This is a genomic window from Streptomyces sp. NPDC060184, from assembly GCF_042728795.1.
Taxonomy (GTDB): domain Bacteria; phylum Actinomycetota; class Actinomycetes; order Streptomycetales; family Streptomycetaceae; genus Streptomyces.
Map to the genome: position 1 here is coordinate 142,759 of NZ_JBHWYX010000011.1, position 20,068 is coordinate 162,826.

Consider the following 20,068-nt stretch of genomic DNA (forward strand, 5'->3'; position numbering starts at 1 on the left):
GAGCGTCAGCCCGCCCGGTGCACCACGAGGTCGCACAGCTCGGCGAGCGCCGACTTGGCGTAGCAGTCGGGCAGCGGGTTGAGGGCCGCCCGGGCGTCCTCGGCGTACCGGACGGTGTCGCGGCGGGCCTGCTCCAGCGCCGGGTGGACGCGCAGCCGGCGCAGCGCCTCGGCGAGGCGGGCGTCGTCGGTGAGGTCGCCGTCGAGCAGCTCCACCAGCTCCAGGTCGTCCGGCTTGCCGTCGGCTGCGGCCTGCGCGCGGAGCAGCAGCACGGGCAGGGTGGCGATGCCCTCGCGCAGGTCGGTGCCGGGGGTCTTGCCGGACTCGTGGGAGTCGGAGGCGATGTCGAGGACGTCGTCGGCGAGCTGGAAGGCGACGCCGAGCCGTTCGCCGTACTGGGTGAGGACGTCGACGGTCCGCTCGTCGGCGCCGGACATGAGGGCGCCGAAGCGGCCGGAGACGGCCATCAGGGAGCCGGTCTTGCCGCTGAGGACGTCCATGTAGTGGTCGACCGGGTCGCGGCCGTCGCGCGGGCCGACCGTCTCCAGGATCTGTCCGGTGACCAGCCGTTCGAAGGCCTCGGCCTGGATGCGGACGGCCTCGGGACCGAGGTCGGAGAGGATGTGCGAGGCGCGGGCGAAGAGGAAGTCGCCGGTGAGCAGGGCGACGGAGTTGCCCCAGCGGGCGTTGGCGCTGTCCACGCCTCGGCGGACTTCGGCCTCGTCCATCACGTCGTCGTGGTACAGCGTCGCCAGGTGCGTCAGTTCGACCACGACGGCCGAGGGCACCACGCCGGGGGCGTCGGAGTCTCCGAACTGGGACGCCAGCATCACCAGCAGGGGCCGGAACCGTTTGCCTCCGGCCCGGACCAGGTGCTGCGCGGCCTCCGTGATGAAGGGGACGTCGCTCTTGGTGGCATCGAGGAGCCCGGCCTCGACAGCGGCCAGGCCGGTCTGGACATCGGCCTCAAGAGCCTGGTCCCGCACGCGCAGCCCGAACGGCCCGACGACGGTCACGAGAGGGTCTCCTGTCTGCTGACGATCACACGAATGTCGATCTGTCGGCTGTCTTCACTCATGCCAGCGTATCCGGTCCCCTTTGGATCACCGTGGGCGGCTTCCCGCCACCGCCGGTATGTTCGGGATCGGCTCATACGATCACGAGTTGCCGCTTTGTCGCACCGTACGGAGACCGCCGGTTCGCCCGGGCCGCCGGACCCGCCCACCGAGGTACGCCATGCACATCCGGACCGAGTTCCCGTACGAGACCGTCCGCGAGGATCTGCGGGTCCCGCTGCCGGACGGCACCCTGCTGTACGCGCGCGTCTGGCGGCCCGTCACCGAGGAGCCGGTCCCCGCGCTGCTGGAGTACCTGCCGCACCGGCTCGGCGACGGGACGGCGCCCCGCGACCGCCAGCGGCACCCCTGGTACGCGGGCCACGGCTACGCCTCGGTGCGGGTGGACGTGCGGGGCCACGGCAACAGCGGGGGCCTGCCCGGCGACGCGTACGGCGACGCCGGGGTGGCCGACGGGGTGGCGCTCGTCCACTGGCTGGCGCAGCGGGAGTGGTGCTCGGGCCGGGTCGGCATGTTCGGCATCTCCTGGGGCGGGGCCGCCGCGCTCCGGATCGCCGCGGCGGCCCCGGACCCGCTGCGGGCGGTGGTCGCGGTGTGCGCCACGGACGACGGGTACGACAACGGCGGGCAGTACTGGGGCGGCTCGGTCCTCGCCTCGGACCTGCCCGCCCGGGCCGCCGGGCTGCTCGCGGCGGCTGCCGAGCCGCCCGATCCCGCGCTCGTCGGGGACGGCTGGAGAGAGCTGTGGCTGGAGCGGCTGGAGTCCCTCGCCCCGCTCGTCCACACCTGGCTGGCCCATCAGACCCGGGACGCGTACTGGCAGCGCGCCGGCGTCCGCGAGGAGTACGGCGCTATCCGGGCCGCCGTCCTGGCGGTGGGCGGCTGGCACGATCCGTACCGCGACACCGTGCTGCGGCTCGTCGGGCACCTGGACCCGGCCCGGGTCCGCGGGCTGATCGGGCCCTGGCCGCACGCGTACCCGGACCGGGGCCGGCCGCCCGGTCCGGCGATCGGCTTCCTCCAGGAGACGCTGCGCTGGTGGGACCAGCACCTGAAGGGCCGGGAGACCGGGGTGATGAGCGAGCCCCTGCTGCGGTCCTGGATCAGCGGCTCCCACCCGCCCGCCACCCGGTACGAGACGCTGCCCGGCCGCTGGGTCGGGGACGCGGCCTGGCCCTCCCCGAGCGTCACCCCGGTGGCGTACGCCCTGCGGGGCGGCGCCCGGATCGTCCGCTCGCCGCAGCAGACCGGGCTGGACGCGGGACGGTTCTCGCCGTGCGGGAACGACGCCGACCTGCCGCCCGACCAGCGCGACGAGGACGCCAAATCGGTCGCCTTCGAGTTCCCGGTGGAGGGGGCGCCCGTCGAGATCCTGGGCCGCCCCCGGGTACGGCTGCGGCTGACCCTGGCGGTACCGCGCGGCCAGGTCGTCGCCCGCCTCTGCGACGTGGCGCCCGACGGCTCCTCCGCCCTCGTCACCCGGGGCGCCCTCAACCTCGCCACCCGCCACGGCCGCGACCGCGCCGAGGACTGGCCGCCCGGCACGACCGAGGACGTCACCTTCGAACTGAGCGGCATCGGGCACGCCTTCGCGCCCGGCCACCGCATCCGGCTGGCCGTCTCCTCCGCGTACTGGCCCTGGGTCTGGCCGCAGGCGGACTCGGCGGGGTTCACGCTCGACGCGGACGGCAGCCTGGTGGAGCTCCCGGTCCGCCGGTCCACCGGGGACCCCGCCCCCGTCTTCGTCGAGCCCGAACAGGCCGAACCGCTGGGCGAGGCCGTCCCGGCGACCCTGGACGGGGAGCGCCCGGAGCGGCGGATCGTCCGGGACCTCGCGCGGGGCGAATGGCGGCTGGAGGCCGACCCGCGCCCGGGGGGCACCCGGTTCCACCCGGACGGCCTGGAGATCACCGAGGACGCCCTCGACACCTTCACCGTCCAGCAGGACGACCCGCTGTCGGCACGGGCCCGGTCGGACCGCACCGTCCGGCTGCACCGGCCGGAGACGGCCTGGCGGACGGAGATCACGACCCGCTCGGAGACCGGTGCGGACGCGACGCACTTCCTCACCTCCGACGAGGTGGTCTGCAAGGACGGCGACGAGATCGTCTTCCACCGCACCTGGGAGAAGCGCATCCCGCGCACGGCGGGCTGACGGGTCGTCACGGACCGGGCGCTTTCCGGGCGGACTCCTGCGGGTACGAGGTCCGGGCGTGGACACGGTCCGCGCGCACCGACGTAACGTGTCCCGCACAGCGACTGGAAGGCAGCACCCATGCCCGAGCAGAGCAGCCCGCTCGACACCGACGAGGGCGACCCCTTCGGCCCGCACAACCTTCCGTACGGCGTCTTCTCCGTGCCGGGTGAGGCCCCCGGCGGGCGGCGGGTCGGGGTCCGGATCGGCTCCCACGTGCTGGACGCCGGGGCGGCGGCCCACGCCCTCGGCTCCCCGTACGCCGGGCTGCTCGCGCGGCCCAGCCTGATGCCGCTGCTCGCGGCCGGGCGCACCGCCTGGCGGGACGTGCGCCGCGCGCTCACCGGGTGGCTGACCGTCCCCTCGCACCGCGCCGAACTGGAGCCGCTGCTCCACCCGGTCGACGCGGTGACGCTCCATCTGCCCTACGAGGTCGCCGACTACGTCGACTTCTACGCCAGCGAGCACCACGCCACCAACGTCGGCCGGATCTTCCGCCCGGACGGTGCCGCGCTGACGCCCAACTGGAAGCACCTGCCCATCGGTTACCACGGGAGGGCGGGCACGGTCGTCGTCTCCGGTACGGACGTGGTGCGCCCGTCGGGGCAGCGCAAGGCGCCCACCGACGCGGCGCCCGTCTTCGGGCCCTCGGTGAAGCTGGACATCGAGGCCGAGGTCGGCTTCGTGGTGGGCGTGCCGTCCGCGCGGGGCACGGCGGTGCCGCTGGCCGACTTCCGCGAGCACGTCTTCGGCGTCCAGCTGCTCAACGACTGGTCGGCGCGCGACATCCAGGCGTGGGAGTACGTCCCGCTCGGCCCGTTCCTGGGCAAGTCCTTCGCCACCTCCGTCTCCGCCTGGGTGACCCCGCTGGAGGCGCTGGAGGCGGCCCGCACCGCCCCGCCCGCCCGGGACGCGGAGCTGCTGCCGTACCTCGACGACACGGACGAGGAGGAGCCGGGCGGCATCGACCTGCGGATCTCCGTCGCGGTCAACGGCACGGTCGTCGCCGAACCGCCTTTCTCCACCATGTACTGGACCGCCGCCCAGCAGTTGGCGCAGATGACGGTGAACGGCGCCTCGCTGCGCACCGGCGACCTCTACGGCTCCGGCACGGTGAGCGGGCCCGAACCGCACCAGCGCGGTTCGCTGTTGGAGCTGACCTGGAACGGGCGCGACCCGCTCGACGTCTCCGGGGGCACCCGGACCTTCCTGGAGGACGGCGACACGGTGACCATGACCGCGTGGGCGCCGGGGCCGCACGGCACCCGGGTGGGGCTCGGCGAGGTGACGGGGACGATCCGGGCGGCGGGGTGAGGAAGCCGGGGCCGGCCTCCCGCCTTTCCGCCGGCTTCCCGCCTTTCCGCCGGCCTCTCTGCCGGATCCACCGGCTCCGTCGTCCGCCCTGCTCACTCGTACTCCGGGGGCTCCTCGTCGTCCCAGCCGAACTCGGCGTCGGCGAACGGGTCCCCCGTGCTCGCCGCCGTACGCGCGGGTGCCGGGCCGGGAGGGGCCGCGGCGGCGCTACGGGCCGCAGGAGCGTCGGCGCGGGCCGCGGGGGCCGTCGCACGGGCGTCCGCAGACTCCGCCGGGGGTGCTCCCAGCCCTGCCAGGACCTCCAGCACGCCCTCGCCGTAGGTCGCCAGCTTCTTCTCGCCCAGGCCGCTGACCCCGCCCAGCTCGGAGAGGGACGCGGGGTGGACGGTGGCGATCTCGCGCAGGGTCGCGTCGTGGAAGATGACGTACGCCGGGACGCCCTGCTCCTTCGCCGTCGCCGCGCGCCAGGCCCGCAGCGCCTCGAAGACGGGCACGGCGGACGCGGGCAGATCGGCGGCGGCAGCGGCCGACTTGGCGCGACGCTCGCCCTTGGCCGCCGTCCGCTCGGTGACCCGCTTGGGCTCCTTGCGCAGCAGGACCTCGCGCTCGCGGCCGAGGACCGTGGCGCTGGCGTCGGTGAGGACGAGGGTGCCGTACTCCCCCTCCACGGCGAGCAGGCCCTGGGCCAGCAGCTGGCGGACCACCCCGCGCCACTCGGCCTCGGCCAGCTCCTCGCCGATGCCGAAGACGGAGAGCTGGTCGTGGTCGAACTGGATGACCTTCGCGGTCTTCCGGCCCAGCAGGATGTCGATGATCTGTCCGGCGCCGAACTTCTGGTTCCGCTCCCGCTTCAGCCGGACCACGGTGGAGAGCAGCTTCTGCGCGACGACCGTGCCGTCCCAGGTCTCCGGCGGGACCAGGCAGGTGTCGCAGTTGCCGCAGGCGGCGGCGGTGGGTTCCTGGCCGAAGTAGGTGAGGAGCTGGGCGCGGCGGCACTGGGCGGTCTCGCAGAGCGCCAGCATCGAGTCCAGGTGGGCGGAGGCGCGGCGGCGGTGCGCCTCGTCGCCGTCGCCGCCCTGGATGAGCTTGCGCTGCTGGACGACGTCCTGGAGGCCGTACGCCATCCACGCGGTGGAGGGGGCGCCGTCACGCCCGGCGCGGCCGGTCTCCTGGTAGTACCCCTCGACGGACTTGGGGAGGTCGAGGTGGGCGACGAACCGGACGTCCGGCTTGTCGATGCCCATGCCGAAGGCGATCGTCGCGACGACGACGAGCCCTTCCTCGCGCAGGAAGCGTGACTGGTGGGCGGCGCGGGTCCCCGCGTCCAGGCCCGCGTGGTACGGCACGGCCTCGATGCCGTTGCGGCAGAGGTATTCGGCCGTCTTCTCGGTGGAGTTGCGGGAGAGGCAGTAGACGATGCCCGCGTCCCCGGTGTGCTCCTCCTTGAGGAAGGTGAGCAGCTGCTTCTTCGGGTCGGACTTGGGGACGATGCGGTACTGGATGTTGGGCCGGTCGAAGCTGGCCACGAAGTGCCTGGCGTCCGGCATGCCCAGGCGGCGGGTGATCTCCTGGTGCGTGGCGTCGGTCGCGGTCGCCGTCAGGGCGATGCGCGGGACGTCGGGCCAGCGCTCGCCGAGGACGGAGAGGGCGAGGTAGTCGGGGCGGAAGTCGTGGCCCCACTGGGCGACGCAGTGCGCCTCGTCGATCGCGAAGACGGAGACCGTGCCCCGGGCGAGGAGCGAGAGGGTGGCGTCCAGGCGCAGCCGTTCGGGCGCGAGGTAGAGGATGTCCAGCTCTCCGGCGATGTACTGCGCCTCCATGGAGCGGCGCTCGTCGAAGTCCTGGGTGGAGTTGATGAAGCCGGCCCGGACGCCGAGGGCGCGCAGGGCGTCGACCTGGTCCTGCATGAGGGCGATCAGCGGGGAGATCACGACGCCCGTGCCGGGGCGGACCAGGGCGGGGATCTGGTAGCAGAGGGACTTGCCGCCGCCGGTGGGCATCAGGACGACGGCGTCGCCGCCCGCGACCACGTGCTCGATGATCGCGCCCTGCTCGCCCCGGAACGACTCGTACCCGAAGACCCGGTGCAGGGTCCGCCGGGCCTCGCTCTCCGCGCCTGTGGTGGCCCCGGCACCGAAGCCCTCGCCGCCGGTGGCCCCGCTGCCGGTGGCCCCGGTCACGGCCTCGGTCACATCCATGGTTCCGCCCGTCCTGCTCGTCGCTCTGCTCGCCGTCGTCCGACCCGTCCCCTTCACCATAGGCGGCCCGTACGACAACGCCGGACGGGCTTGACCTCGGCCCGTCCGGCGTCCATGGGTGCGGTGGCTTCGCCACCGGGCCCGTACGTACCGCTGCCGCTACCGCACGAAGATCCCCGCCTGGCTCGCCAGGTCCAGGAAGTACTGCGGGGCGAGGCCGAGCACCAGGGTGACCGCGACGCCGATGCCGATGGTCGTCATCGTCAGCGGGGACGGGACGGCGACCGTGGGGCCGTCCGCCTTCGGCTCGCTGAAGAACATCAGGACGATGACCCGGATGTAGAAGAACGCGGCGATCGCCGAGGAGATCACACCGACCACCACGAGTCCGCCCGCGCCGCCGTCCGCCGCCGCCTTGAAGACGGCGAACTTGCCGGAGAAGCCGGAGGTCAGCGGGATACCGGCGAAGGCCAGCAGGAACACCGCGAAGACCGCGGCGGTCAGCGGGGAGCGCCGGCCGAGCCCGGCCCACTTCGACAGGTGGGTCGCCTCGCCGCCCGCGTCGCGCACCAGGGTGACGACGGCGAAGGCGCCGACCGTCACGAAGGAGTAGGCGACGAGGTAGAAGAGGACCGAGGAGATGCCCTCCGGGGTGGTCGCGATGACGCCCGCGAGGATGAACCCGGCGTGGGCGATCGAGGAGTAGGCGAGCAGCCGCTTGATGTCGGTCTGGGTGATCGCGACGATCGCGCCGCCCAGCATGGTGACGATGGACACGCCCCACATGACCGGCCGCCAGTCCCAGGTGAGCCCGGGGAGCACGACGTACAGCAGGCGGAGCAGCGCGCCGAACGCGGCGACCTTGGTGGCGGCGGCCATGAAGCCGGTGACCGGGGTCGGTGCGCCCTGGTAGACGTCCGGGGTCCACATGTGGAACGGCACGGCGCCGACCTTGAAGAGGAGCCCCATCAGGATCATCGCGCCGCCGATGAGGAGCAGTGCGTCGTTGCCCATGGTGGAGGCGAGGGCGGGGTCGATCTCGGTGACCGAGCCGTCGACGACGCTCGCGATGGTGGCGTACGAGACGGAGCCCGCGTAGCCGTAGAGGAGGGCGATCCCGAAGAGGAGGAACGCCGAGGAGAACGCGCCGAGCAGGAAGTACTTCACCGCGGCCTCCTGCGACATCAGCCGCTTGCGGCGGGCGAGGGCGCAGAGGAGGTAGAGCGGCAGGGAGAAGACTTCGAGCGCGACGAACAGGGTCAGCAGGTCGTTGGCGGCCGGGAAGACCAGCATGCCCGCGATGGCGAAGAGGACGAGCGGGAAGACCTCGGTGGTGGTGAACCCGGCCCTGACCGCCTGCTTCTCGCTGTCGCTGCCCGGGACGGACCCGGCCTGCGCGACGAAGGAGTCGACCCGGTTGCCGTGCGAGGCGGGGTCGAGCCGCCGCTCGGCGAAGGTGAAGACCGCGACCAGCGAGGCCAGCAGGATGGTGCCCTGCAGGAAGAGTGCCGGTCCGTCGACCGCGACGGCGCCCATCGCCGCGATGTGGGCCTTGGTCGTGCCGTACCCGCCGGCGGCGAGCCCGACGACCGCGGCGAACGCGGCGGCCAGGGCGACGACGGTGAGGAGGACCTGCGTGAGGTACCGGGCCCGGCGGGGCACGAAGGCTTCCGCCAGGACGCCGAGCACCGCGGCACCGACCACGATCAGGACGGGTGCGAGCTGGGCGTACTCGATGGTGGGGGCGGTGAACTTCACGTCCGGGGCGGCCGTCGTCACCCCACCCGCCACGGTCCACACGCTGTGGACAGCTGTTGCGCTCACTTGGCGGCCTCCACCTCGGGCTGGGGGTCCTGCTTCTGTACGTCGGACATGGTGTGCTGCACCGCCGGGTCCACGATCTCGGTGAGCGGCTTCGGGAAGACGCCCAGGAAGAGCAGCAGCGCGATCAGCGGCACGACCACCACCAGCTCACGGACCCGCAGGTCCGCCATGCCCTGGACGGTGGCCTTCACCGGGCCGGTCATGGTGCGCTGGTACAGGACCAGGACGTAGAGCGCGGCGAGCACGATGCCGGTGGTGGCGATGATCCCGGCGACCGGGTAGGCGCTGAACACCCCGACCAGGACCAGGAACTCGCTGACGAACGGGGCGAGCCCCGGCAGCGAGAGGGTGGCGAGGCCACCGACGAGGAAGGTGCCCGCGAGGATCGGGGCGACCTTCTGCACCCCGCCGTAGTCCGCGATCAGGCGGGAGCCGCGCCGGGTGATGAGGAACCCGGCGACCAGCATCAGCGCGGCGGTCGAGATGCCGTGGTTGACCATGTAGAGCGTGGCGCCCGACTGGCCCTGGCTGGTCATCGCGAAGATGCCCAGGATGATGAAGCCGAAGTGCGAGATCGACGCGTAGGCGATCAGCCGCTTGATGTCGCGCTGGCCGACCGCGAGGAGCGCGCCGTACACGATGGAGACCAGCGCGAGGGCGAGCACCACCGGGGTGGCCCACTTGCTGGCCTCCGGGAAGAGCTGGAGGCAGAAGCGGAGCATCGCGAAGGTGCCGACCTTGTCGACGATCGCGGTGATCAGCACGGCGACGGGCGCGGTCGCCTCGCCCATGGCGTTGGGCAGCCAGGTGTGCAGCGGCCAGAGCGGGGCCTTCACCGCGAAGGCGAAGAAGAACCCGAGGAAGAGCCACCGCTCGGTGCTGGTCGCCATCTCCAGCGAGCCGTTGGCGCGGGCCTCGGCGATCTCCGAGAGCGAGAAACTCCCGGCGACCGCGTACAGCCCGATGACGGCGGCCAGCATGATGAGCCCGCCGACGAGGTTGTAGAGGAGGAACTTCACGGCGGCGTACGAGCGCTGGGCCGCGGCGTTCTCGTCGGTGCCCGCGTGGGCCCGGTCCCCGAAGCCGCCGATGAGGAAGTACATCGGGATGAGCATGGCTTCGAAGAGGATGTAGAAGAGGAAGACGTCGGTGGCCTCGAAGGAGAGGATCACCATCGCCTCCACCATCAGGATCAGGGCGAAGAAGCCCTGGGTGGGGCGCCACCGGGAGGAGTGCGTCTCCAGGGGGTCGGCGTCGTGCCAGCCGGCCAGGATCACGAACGGGATGAGCAGCGCGGTGAGCGCGAGGAGCGCCACCCCGATGCCGTCCACGCCGAGTTCGTACCGGACGCCGAAGTCGGCGATCCAGGCGTGCGACTCGGTGAGCTGGTAGCGGGCGCCGCCGGGCTCGAAGCGGACCAGCACGACCGCCGCGAGGACCAGGGTGGCCAGCGAGACGAGCAGTGCCAGCCATTTCGCGGCGGTGCGCCGCTGGGCCGGGACGGCGGCGGTGGCGACGGCGCCAATCGCGGGGAGTGCCGCCGTCGCTGTCAGGAGGGGAAAGGACATGTGATCAGACCGCCCTCATCAGCAGGGTCGCGGCGATGAGGACCGCCGTACCGCCGAACATCGAGACCGCGTAGGAGCGGGCGTAGCCGTTCTGCAGTTTGCGCAGCCGGCCGGAGAGCCCGCCGACCGTGGCGGCCGTGCCGTTGACGACGCCGTCGACCAGGGAGTGGTCGACGTAGACCAGGGAGCGGGTGAGGTGCTCGCCGCCCCGGACCAGGACGACGTGGTTGAAGTCGTCCTGGAGGAGGTCGCGGCGGGCGGCCCGGGTGAGCAGCGAGCCGCGCGGGGCGAGGGCGGGCACCGGCCTGCGGCCGTACATCGCCCAGGCGATCGCGACGCCGATGACGAGCACCACCATGGTGGCGCCGGTGACGGTGGTCGCGCCGACCGGGGAGTCCCCGTGGTCGTGGCCGGTGACGGGCTCCAGCCAGTGCAGGAACCGGTCGCCGTTGGAGAAGAAGCCGCCCGCGAAGACCGAGCCGAAGGCGAGCACGATCATGGGGATCGTCATCGACTTCGGGGACTCGTGCGGGTGCGGCTCGTGGCCCTCGGCGTCGGGCTGCCAGCGCTTCTCGCCGAAGAAGGTCATCAGCATCACGCGCGTCATGTAGAACGCGGTGATCGCGGCGCCCAGCAGGGCGACGGAGCCGAGGATCCAGCCCTCGGTGCCGCCCTTGGCGAAGGCCGCCTCGATGATCTTGTCCTTGGAGAAGAAGCCGGAGAGGCCGGGGAAGCCGATGATGGCGAGGTAGCCGAGGCCGAAGGTGACGAAGGTGACCGGCATGTACTTCCGCAGGCCGCCGAACTTCCTCATGTCGACCTCGTCGTTCATGCCGTGCATGACCGAACCGGCGCCGAGGAAGAGCCCGGCCTTGAAGAAGCCGTGCGTCACCAGGTGCATGATCGCGAAGACGTACCCGATCGGGCCGAGTCCCGCGGCGAGCACCATGTAGCCGATCTGCGACATCGTCGAGCCGGCCAGCGCCTTCTTGATGTCGTCCTTGGCGCAACCGACGATCGCACCGAACAGGAGCGTGACCGCTCCGACGATCGCGACGACGAGCTGCGCGTCCGGGGCGGCGTTGAAGATCGCGCCGGAGCGGACGACGAGGTACACCCCGGCGGTGACCATGGTCGCGGCGTGGATGAGGGCGGAGACCGGGGTCGGGCCCTCCATCGCGTCGCCGAGCCAGGACTGGAGCGGCACCTGCGCGGACTTGCCGCAGGCGGCGAGCAGCAGCATCAGGCCGATCGCGGTGAGCTTGCCCTCGCCGGTGTCGCCGGTCGCTCCGAGCACCGGCCCGAAGGCGAAGGTGCCGAAGGTGGTGAACATCAGCATGATCGCGATGGAGAGGCCCATGTCGCCGACCCGGTTGACCAGGAAGGCCTTCTTGGCGGCGGTGGCCGCGCTGGGCTTGTGCTGCCAGAACCCGATGAGGAGGTACGAGGCGAGGCCGACGCCCTCCCATCCGACGTACAGCAGCAGGTAGTTGTCGGCGAGGACCAGGATGAGCATCGCCGCGACGAAGAGGTTGAGGTAGCCGAAGAAGCGGCGACGGCGTTCGTCGTGCTCCATGTAGCCGATCGAGTAGATGTGGATCAGGGTGCCCACACTGGTGATCAGCAGGACGAACGTCATCGACAGCTGGTCGAGCTGGAAGGCGACGTCGGCCTGGAAGCCCTCGACGGGGATCCAGCTGAACAGCTTCTGGTGCAGCAGGCGTTCTTCGGCGCCCTTGCCGAGCATGTCGGCGAAGAGCACCACGGCCAGGACGAACGACACGGCGGCGAGCAGGGTGCCGAGCCAGTGTCCGGCCCGGTCGAGCCGGCGGCCCCCGCACAGCAGGACGGCCGCTCCGAGCAGGGGCGCCGCGATGAGCAGCGCGATCAGGTTCTCCACGATTCAGCCCCTCACAGCTTCATCAGGCTGGCGTCGTCGACCGAGGCCGAATGGCGGGAGCGGAACAGCGACACGATGATCGCCAGCCCGACGACGACTTCCGCGGCGGCGACGACCATCGTGAAGAACGCGATGATCTGGCCGTCGAGGTTGCCGTGCATGCGGGAGAAGGTGACGAAGGCGAGGTTGCAGGCGTTGAGCATCAGCTCCACGCACATGAACACCACGATCGCGTTCCGCCGGATCAGCACCCCGCAGGCGCCGATGGTGAACAGCAGAGCTGCCAGGTAGAGGTAGTTGACGGGATTCACTGGGTGTCCTCCCCGTTCCCGGCGTGGTCGCCCCGCTGTCCGGAGGGCGCTCCCGCGCCTCGGGCGGAGAGGGCGGTGGAGCGTCCGAGCCGCTCACCGGACCGCTGTTCCAGCGCCTTCAGGTCGGCGAGCGCCTCCTCGGAGACGTCGCGGATCTGTCCGCGGTCGCGCAGGGTGCGCATCACGGTCAGCTCGGACGGGGTGCCGTCGGGCAGCAGACCGGCGATGTCCACGGCGTTGTGCCGGGCGTAGACGCCGGGGGCGGGCAGCGGCGGCAGGTGGTTCGAGCGGACCCGGGCCTCGGACATCTCCCTCTGGGTCTGGGCGCGTTCGGTGCGTTCCTTGTGGGTGAGCACCATCGCCCCGACCGTCGCGGTGATGAGGAGGGCGCCGGTGATCTCGAACGCGAAGACGTACTTGGTGAAGATGAGGTTGGCGAGTCCCTCGACGTTCCCCCCGTGCACGGCGTTGGCTGTGCCGAGGCCGTTGAAGCTGTTCAGGGAGGCATTCCCGATGCCGGCGACGAGCAGCACCCCGAAGCCGAGACCGCATCCGGCGGCCAGCCAGCGCTGGCCCTTGAGGGTTTCCTTCAGCGAGTCCGCGGCGGTGACGCCGACGAGCATCACGACGAAGAGGAAGAGCATCATGATCGCGCCGGTGTAGACGACGACCTGCACGATGCCGAGGAAGTACGCGCCGTTGGCGAGGTAGAACACCGCCAGCACGATCATGGTCCCGGCGAGCGAGAGCGCGCTGTGCACGGCCCGCTTCATCAGGACGGTGAAGAGGGCGCCGAGCAGGGCGACCGTACCGAGGATCCAGAACTGGACGGCCTCGCCGGTCGAGGTGGTGGAGGCCGCTGCGGCCAGCGCGGTCATGCGCCCGCCTCCCTCTGCCCGTGGGAACCGTGCGTGGGGGATCCGTGTCCGTGCTCGTGGGACGCGGCCGAAGCGGCGGCGGAGGCCGGCACCGCGGCGTCCTCGTCGGACTCGGGCTTCTCGCCCTTGGTCACCGCCCTCTGGCGTTCGGTGCCGGGGGCGGCCTCGGTCACCAGGCCCCGGTAGTAGTCCTGTTCGTCCATGCCGGGGAAGATCGCGTGCGGGCTGTCGACCATGCCCTCCTCCAGTCCCGCGAGCAGCTCGTCCTTGGTGTAGATGAGGCTGGCGCGGGTGGTGTTGGCGAGCTCGAACTCGTTGGTCATCGTGAGCGCCCGGGTGGGGCACGCCTCGATGCAGAGACCGCAGAGAATGCAGCGCGCGTAGTTGATCTGGTAGACGCGGCCGTACCGTTCGCCCGGGGAGTACCGCTCCTCGTCGGTGTTGTCCGCGCCCTCGACGTAGATGGCGTCGGCCGGACAGGCCCAGGCGCACAGCTCGCAGCCGATGCACTTCTCCAGGCCGTCCGGGTGGCGGTTGAGCTGGTGACGGCCGTGGAAGCGCGGCGCCGTCACCTTCGGCGTCTCCGGGTACTGCTCGGTGAGCCGCTTCTTGAACATGGCCTTGAAGGTCACGCCGAAGCCGGCCACGGGGTTCTGGAACTTGTCGCTCGACGACCCCGAGGGGTCTGGTGCCTCAGACACGGTCGGCCTCCTTTCCGTCACTCACGTTTCCGTCACTCTGAGTATCGGGTCCACCACTGACAACGAGCTCCCGTTCGCGGCGCGGGGTGCGCCGGGGCACGGGCGGCAGGGTCTGTCCGGGCAGCGGCGGCACGGGGAATCCGCCCGCCATCGGGTCGAACTCGGGCGGCGGGCCCGCCTTCGCCTCGTCCTCGCGGCCCTTGCGCTCGCGGAAGGAGTCGGCGAGGAAGGAGATCAGCAGCACGGCGATCACTGCCCCCGCGACGTAGAGCACGATCCTCGAGAAGTCGTACCCCTCGTTGTTCAGGGCGCGGACGGTGGCGACCATCATCAGCCAGACCACGGAGACCGGGATGAGGACCTTCCAGCCGAGCTTCATCAGCTGGTCGTAGCGGACGCGGGGCAGCGAGCCGCGGAGCCAGATGAAGAAGAAGAGGAGCAGCTGGACCTTGACGACGAACCAGAGCATCGGCCACCAGCCGTGGTTCGCGCCCTCCCAGAAGGTGCTGATCGGGTACGGGGCACGCCAGCCGCCCAGGAAGAGGGTCGCGGAGACCGCGGAGACCGTCACCATGTTCACGTACTCGGCGAGCATGAACATCGCGAACTTGATGGAGGAGTACTCGGTGTTGAAGCCGCCGACGAGGTCGCCCTCGGACTCCGGCATGTCGAACGGGGCGCGGTTGGTCTCGCCGACCATGGTGACGATGTAGATGATGAACGAGACCGGCAGCAGGACGATGAACCAGCGGTCGGCCTGCGCCTCCACGATCTTCGAGGTGGACATCGACCCGGAGTAGAGGAAGACCGAGGCGAACGCGGCGCCCATCGCGATCTCGTAGCTGATCATCTGGGCGCAGGACCGGAGCCCGCCGAGGAGCGGGTAGGTCGAGCCGGAGGACCAGCCGGCGAGGACGATGCCGTAGATGCCGACCGAGGCGACCGCGAGGATGTAGAGCATCGCGATCGGCAGGTCGGTGAGCTGCATCGTCGTACGGTGGCCGAAGACCGACACCTCGTTGCCGGACGGGCCGAACGGGATCACGGCGATCGCCATGAACGCCGGGATGGCCGCGACGATCGGCGCGAGGATGTAGACGACCCGGTCGGCACGCTTGACGATCAGGTCTTCCTTCAGCATCAGCTTGACGCCGTCGGCGAGGGACTGGAGCAGCCCCCAGGGGCCGTTGCGGTTGGGTCCGATGCGCAGCTGCATCCAGGCGACGACCTTGCGCTCCCAGACGATCGCGAAGAGCACCGTCACCATCAGGAACGCGAAGCAGAAGACCGCCTTGACGACCACCAGCCACCAGGGGTCGGTGCCGAACATCGAGAGGTCCTCGGCGGCCAGCGGGGCACTGCCGGGCGCCGTGGCCAGGTGAGCGAGGCCGTTCACGCTCGCACCTCCGGTGAGTGGGCGGGGGCGGTGGTGGCGGCGCCGATGCGGACCAGGCCGCCGGGGCGGGCGCCGGTCTGCGCGGGGACGCCGCGTCCGGTGGAGTTCAGCGGTACCCAGACCACCCGGTCCGGCATCTCGGTGATCCGCAGCGGGAGTTCGACGCTTCCGGTCGGTCCGGAGACGGCGAGCAGGTCGCCGTCCTTCACCCCGGTCTCGGCCGCGGTGTGCGCCGAGAGCCGGGCGACGGCGGCGTGCCGGGTGCCGGCCAGCGCCTCGTCGCCCTCCTGGAGCCGGCCGAGGTCGAGCAGCATGCGGTGGCCGGCGAGGATCGCCTCGCCGTCGCCGGGCCGGGGCAGCGGGCGTCCGATCTCCCTCGGGACGCTCGCGTGCGCGCCGGTCCAGCCGCCGAGCCGGTCGAGTTCGCGGCGGGCGGCGGCGAGGTCGGGCAGCTGGAGCCCGACACCGAGGGCGTCGGCCAGCATGTGCAGCACCCGGCCGTCGGTCGGCGCGAGGGTGCGGGTCATCTGCTCGGGCTTCAGCGCCGCCTCGAACATCCGGGCGCGGCCTTCCCAGTTGAGGAAGGTGCCGGACTTCTCGACGACGGCGGCGACCGGCAGCACCACGTCGGCGCGGTCGGTGACCTCGCTGGGCCGCAGCTCCAGCGACACGAGGAAGCCGACCTGGTCCAGCGCGGCGAGGGCCGCGGCCGGGTCCGGCAGGTCGCGGGGTTCGACGCCCGCGACGAGCAGCGCGCCGAGTTCGCCGGTGGCGGCGGCGCCGAGGATCTGGCCGGTGTCGCGCCCGTGGCGGGCGGGCAGGTCGGTGAGGCCCCAGAGGGCGGCGACCTCCTGGCGTGCGCGCGGGTCGGTGGCCGGGCGGCCACCGGGCAGCAGGGTCGGCAGGGCCCCCGCTTCCAGCGCCCCGCGCTCTCCGGCCCGGCGCGGAATCCACACCAGGGCGGCGCCGGTGGCGGTGGCGGTGCGCAGGACGGCGGTCAGCGCGCCGGGGACCCCGGCGAGCCGTTCGCCGACGACGATGACGGAGTTCCCGCCGCGCAGCGCTTCGGCCGCCGCCGCTCCGGCCTCGTCGAGCCCGACGCCTCCGGCGAGCGCGTCCAGCCACTCGGTCTCGGTGCCGGGGGCGGCCGGCAGCAGGGTGCCGCCCGCCTTCTCCAGCCCGCGGGTGGCGTGCGAGGCGAGCGCCCAGGTCCGCTGGCCCTGCTTGCGGTGGGCCTTGCGGAGCCGGAGGAAGACGCCGGGCGCCTCCTCCTCGGACTCGAATCCGGCGAGCAGGACCGCCGACGCCTTCTCCAGCGAGGTGTAGGTGACGCCCTCGCCGTCCAGGTCGCGCCCGCGTCCGGCGACGCGGGCGGCCAGGAAGTCGGCCTCCTCGCCGCTGTGGACCCGGGCCCGGAAGTCGATGTCGTTGGTGTCCAGGGCGACCCGCGCGAACTTGCTGTACGCGTAGGCGTCCTCGACGGTGAGCCGGCCTCCGGTCAGCACCCCGGCCCGGCCGCGTGCCGCGCCGAGTCCCGCCGCGGCGGCGGCCAGCGCCTCCGGCCAGGACGCCGGTTCGAGGTCGCCGTCGGCGTTGCGGACCAGCGGGGTGGTGAGCCGGTCGCGCTGCTGGGCGTACCGGAAGCCGAAGCGTCCCTTGTCGCACAGCCACTCTTCGTTGACCTCGGGGTCGTTGGCCGCGAGGCGGCGCATGACCTTGCCGCGCCGGTGGTCGGTGCGGGTGGCGCAGCCGCCCGCGCAGTGCTCGCAGACCGAGGGCGAGGAGACCAGGTCGAAGGGGCGCGAACGGAAGCGGTACGCCGCCGAGGTGAGCGCTCCGACCGGGCAGATCTGGATGGTGTTGCCGGAGAAGTACGACTCGAAGGGGTCGCCCTCGCCGGTGCCGACCTGCTGGAGCGCGCCGCGTTCCAGCAGCTCGATCATGGGGTCGCCGGCCACCTGGTTGGAGAACCGGGTGCAGCGGGCGCAGAGCACGCAGCGTTCGCGGTCGAGCAGCACCTGGGTGGAGATCGGGACGGGCTTCTCGAACGTCCGCTTGCGCCCTTCGAAGCGGGATTCGGCGGTGCCGTGCGAGAGCGACTGGTTCTGCAGCGGGCACTCGCCGCCCTTGTCGCAGACCGGGCAGTCCAGCGGGTGGTTGATGAGCAGCAGCTCCATCACACCCTTCTGGGCCTTCTCGGCGACGGGCGAGGTGAGCTGCGACTTGACGACCATGCCGTCGGTGCAGGTGATGGTGCAGGAGGCCATCGGCTTGCGCTGGCCCTCCACCTCGACGATGCACTGGCGGCAGGCCCCGGCGGGGTCGAGCAGCGGGTGGTCGCAGAACCGGGGGATCTCGATGCCGAGTTCCTCGGCGGCGCGGATGACGAGGGTCCCCTTGGGGACGCTGGTCTCGATGCCGTCGATGGTCAGCGTGACGAGGTCTTCCGGCGGTACGGCCGCCTGTCCGCCCCCGGAGGGCGCACTGGTGGTGACTGTCATGCGTTCACCCCCCGGTGAGCGTCGTCGGTGTCTTTGTCGTCGGCCCAGAGGGTCGACTTCGCGGGGTCGAAGGGGCAGCCCTTGCCGGTGATGTGCTGCTCGTACTCCTCGCGGAAGTACTTCAGCGAGGAGAAGATCGGCGAGGCGGCACCGTCGCCCAGCGCGCAGAAGGACTTGCCGTTGATGTTGTCGGCGATGTCGCCCAGCTTGTCGAGGTCGCCGGGGCGGCCCTTGCCGGCTTCGATGTCGCGGAGCAACTGGACGAGCCAGTAGGTGCCTTCGCGGCAGGGTGTGCACTTGCCGCAGGACTCGTGGGCGTAGAACTCGGTCCACCGGGTGACGGCCCGCACCACGCAGGTGGTCTCGTCGAAGCACTGGAGCGCCTTGGTGCCGAGCATGGAGCCGGCGGCGCCGACGCCCTCGTAGTCGAGGGGGACGTCGAGGTGTTCGTCGGTGAACATCGGGGTGGACGAGCCGCCGGGGGTCCAGAACTTGAGGCGGTGCCCGGCGCGGATGCCGCCGCTCATGTCGAGGAGCTGGCGGAGCGTGATGCCGAGCGGGGCCTCGTACTGGCCGGGGCTGGTGACGTGGCCGCTGAGCGAGTAGAGCGTGAAGCCCGGGGACTTCTCGCTGCCCATCGACTTGAACCAGTCCTTGCCGCGCTGGAGGATCGCGGGAACCGAGGCGATGGACTCCACGTTGTTCACCACGGTGGGGCAGGCGTACAGACCGGCGACCGCGGGGAAGGGGGGCCGCAGCCGGGGCTGGCCGCGCCGTCCTTCGAGGGAGTCGAGGAGCGCGGTCTCCTCGCCGCAGATGTACGCCCCAGCGCCCGCGTGCACGGTCAGTTCGAGGTCGAGTCCGGGGCCGAGGGCGTCCTTGCCGAGGTAGCCGGCCGCGTACGCCTCGCGGACGGCTTCGTGCAGCCGCCGCAGGACGGGCACGACCTCGCCGCGCAGGTAGATGAAGGCGTGCGAGGAGCGGATCGCGTAGCAGGCGATCACGATGCCCTCGATGAGGCTGTGCGGGTTGGCGAAGAGGAGCGGGATGTCCTTGCAGGTGCCGGGCTCGGACTCGTCGGCGTTGACGACGAGGTAGTGCGGCTTGCCGTCGCCCTGCGGGATGAACTGCCACTTCATCCCGGTCGGGAAGCCGGCGCCGCCGCGTCCGCGCAGACCGGAGTCCTTGACGTACGCGATGAGGTCGTCGGGCGTCATGGCGAGGGCCTTGCGCAGGCCCTCGTACCCGTCGTGGCGGCGGTAGCTCTCCAGCGTCCAGGGTTCCGCTTCGTCCCAGTGGGCGGAGAGGACCGGGGCGAGGAGCTTCTCGGGGCTGGTCCCGTTCCTGTCGATCTCGGCGGCCAAGGTCATCACTCCCCCTCCTCGGCTGCGGGCCCGGCCGGGTTGTCCGGGTCGGAGGCCGCGGTCTGCTGCGGTGCGTCGTGCGAGCTGAGGTGCTCGGTGGGCGAGGGGTCGTGCGGCTGGTCCACGGGGACGTCCCGGCGCTGGGAGACGACCCGGTGTCCCGGGGCGGTTTCGCCCTTGGCGAGGCGGAGCCCGACCAGGGAGGCGGGTCCCGCGCCGCCGCTCGCGGCGACCGCGCCGGGGCGCTCGTCGGGGAACCCGGCGAGGATGCGGGCGGTCTCCTTGTACGAGCAGATCGGGGCACCCCGGGTGGGTTCGACGGTCCGCCCGGCGATGAGGTCGTCGACGAGCTTCGTCGCGCTCTCGGGGGTCTGGTTGTCGAAGAACTCCCAGTTCACCATCACGACGGGCGCGTAGTCGCAGGCCGCGTTGCACTCGATGTGTTCGAGGGTGACCTTGCCGTCGTCGGTGGTCTCGTCGTTGCCGACACCCAGGTGCGTCTTGAGCCGGTCGAAGATGGCGTCGCCGCCCATGACCGCGCAGAGGGTGTTGGTGCAGACGCCGACCTGGTAGTCGCCGCTCGGCTTGCGCCGGTACATCGTGTAGAAGGTCGCGACCGCCGTGACCTCCGCCGTGGTGAGCCCGAGGAGTTCGGCGCAGAGGGCCATGCCCGTACGGGAGACGTACCCCTCCTCGGACTGGACGAGGTGGAGCAGCGGCAGCAGCGCGGAGCGGCTGTCGGGGTAGCGGGCGATCACCTCCCGCGCGTCCGTCTCGAGCCGGGCCCGTACGTCGTCGGGGTAGGCGGGGGCGGGGAGCTGCGGCATCCCCAGACTGACCTCT

Annotated in this window: 14 protein-coding genes; 2 read left to right on the forward strand and 12 right to left on the reverse strand. The window is 71.8% G+C overall.

The genetic code is table 11. The features are described from left to right. Window positions 1–5 precede the first annotated feature (5 nt). On the reverse strand, window positions 6–1,016 hold the full coding sequence (locus tag ACFWEE_RS10400; protein ID WP_386888136.1) for a polyprenyl synthetase family protein: 1,011 nt from the start codon (window positions 1,014–1,016) through the stop codon (window positions 6–8). Window positions 1,017–1,236: 220 nt separating this feature from the next. Between ACFWEE_RS10400 and ACFWEE_RS10405 the strand changes: the two genes are divergently transcribed. Further along, entirely contained in the window at window positions 1,237–3,231 is a 1,995-nt protein-coding gene (locus tag ACFWEE_RS10405) for a CocE/NonD family hydrolase (protein WP_386888138.1), read from the forward strand. A 120-nt stretch (window positions 3,232–3,351) separates the two neighbouring features. Further along, window positions 3,352–4,584 carry a fumarylacetoacetase gene (fahA, locus tag ACFWEE_RS10410; RefSeq protein WP_386888140.1) on the forward strand — a complete coding sequence of 411 codons (1,233 nt, stop codon included), beginning with the start codon at window positions 3,352–3,354 and terminating at the stop codon, window positions 4,582–4,584. Between the two features lie 92 nt (window positions 4,585–4,676). Here fahA and recQ read toward each other — a convergent pair whose 3' ends face one another. From recQ to nuoE, 11 genes are all read right to left on the reverse strand, one after another. Then, window positions 4,677–6,782 carry a DNA helicase RecQ gene (recQ, locus tag ACFWEE_RS10415; RefSeq protein WP_386888142.1) on the reverse strand — a complete coding sequence of 702 codons (2,106 nt, stop codon included), beginning with the start codon at window positions 6,780–6,782 and terminating at the stop codon, window positions 4,677–4,679. 159 nt (window positions 6,783–6,941) lie between these two features. Then, entirely contained in the window at window positions 6,942–8,606 is a 1,665-nt protein-coding gene (nuoN, locus tag ACFWEE_RS10420; protein ID WP_386888144.1) for an NADH-quinone oxidoreductase subunit NuoN, read from the reverse strand. Further along, complete coding sequence (locus ACFWEE_RS10425; protein ID WP_386888146.1) at window positions 8,603–10,174, reverse strand: NADH-quinone oxidoreductase subunit M; 1,572 nt, start codon at window positions 10,172–10,174, stop codon at window positions 8,603–8,605. The genes nuoN and ACFWEE_RS10425 overlap by 4 nt, the downstream gene beginning before the upstream one ends. A 4-nt stretch (window positions 10,175–10,178) precedes the next feature. Beyond that, complete coding sequence (gene nuoL / locus ACFWEE_RS10430) at window positions 10,179–12,074, reverse strand: NADH-quinone oxidoreductase subunit L (protein WP_386888148.1); 1,896 nt, start codon at window positions 12,072–12,074, stop codon at window positions 10,179–10,181. Window positions 12,075–12,085: 11 nt separating this feature from the next. Further along, window positions 12,086–12,385, reverse strand: coding sequence for an NADH-quinone oxidoreductase subunit NuoK (nuoK, locus tag ACFWEE_RS10435; RefSeq protein ID WP_266705390.1), 300 nt, complete (start codon window positions 12,383–12,385; stop codon window positions 12,086–12,088). After that, window positions 12,382–13,263, reverse strand: coding sequence for an NADH-quinone oxidoreductase subunit J (locus ACFWEE_RS10440; protein ID WP_386888150.1), 882 nt, complete (start codon window positions 13,261–13,263; stop codon window positions 12,382–12,384). The genes nuoK and ACFWEE_RS10440 overlap by 4 nt, the downstream gene beginning before the upstream one ends. Next, window positions 13,260–13,964: an NADH-quinone oxidoreductase subunit NuoI gene (gene nuoI, locus ACFWEE_RS10445; protein ID WP_386888152.1), complete on the reverse strand. Its 705-nt coding sequence runs from the start codon at window positions 13,962–13,964 to the stop codon at window positions 13,260–13,262. Before nuoI ends, ACFWEE_RS10440 begins: the two co-directional genes overlap by 4 nt. After that, window positions 13,957–15,360 (reverse strand): NADH-quinone oxidoreductase subunit NuoH, encoded by a 1,404-nt coding sequence (gene nuoH, locus ACFWEE_RS10450; RefSeq protein WP_386888154.1) that lies wholly within the window; start codon window positions 15,358–15,360, stop codon window positions 13,957–13,959. Before nuoH ends, nuoI begins: the two co-directional genes overlap by 8 nt. After that, a complete protein-coding gene (locus ACFWEE_RS10455; protein ID WP_386888156.1) occupies window positions 15,357–17,861 on the reverse strand; it encodes an NADH-quinone oxidoreductase subunit G in 2,505 nt (834 codons plus the stop codon). The genes nuoH and ACFWEE_RS10455 overlap by 4 nt, the downstream gene beginning before the upstream one ends. Further along, entirely contained in the window at window positions 17,858–19,231 is a 1,374-nt protein-coding gene (gene nuoF, locus ACFWEE_RS10460; RefSeq protein WP_386888158.1) for an NADH-quinone oxidoreductase subunit NuoF, read from the reverse strand. Before nuoF ends, ACFWEE_RS10455 begins: the two co-directional genes overlap by 4 nt. Beyond that, on the reverse strand, window positions 19,231–20,052 hold the full coding sequence (gene nuoE, locus ACFWEE_RS10465) for an NADH-quinone oxidoreductase subunit NuoE (RefSeq protein WP_386888203.1): 822 nt from the start codon (window positions 20,050–20,052) through the stop codon (window positions 19,231–19,233). The genes nuoF and nuoE overlap by 1 nt, the downstream gene beginning before the upstream one ends. Between the last annotated feature and the right edge of the window lie 16 nt (window positions 20,053–20,068).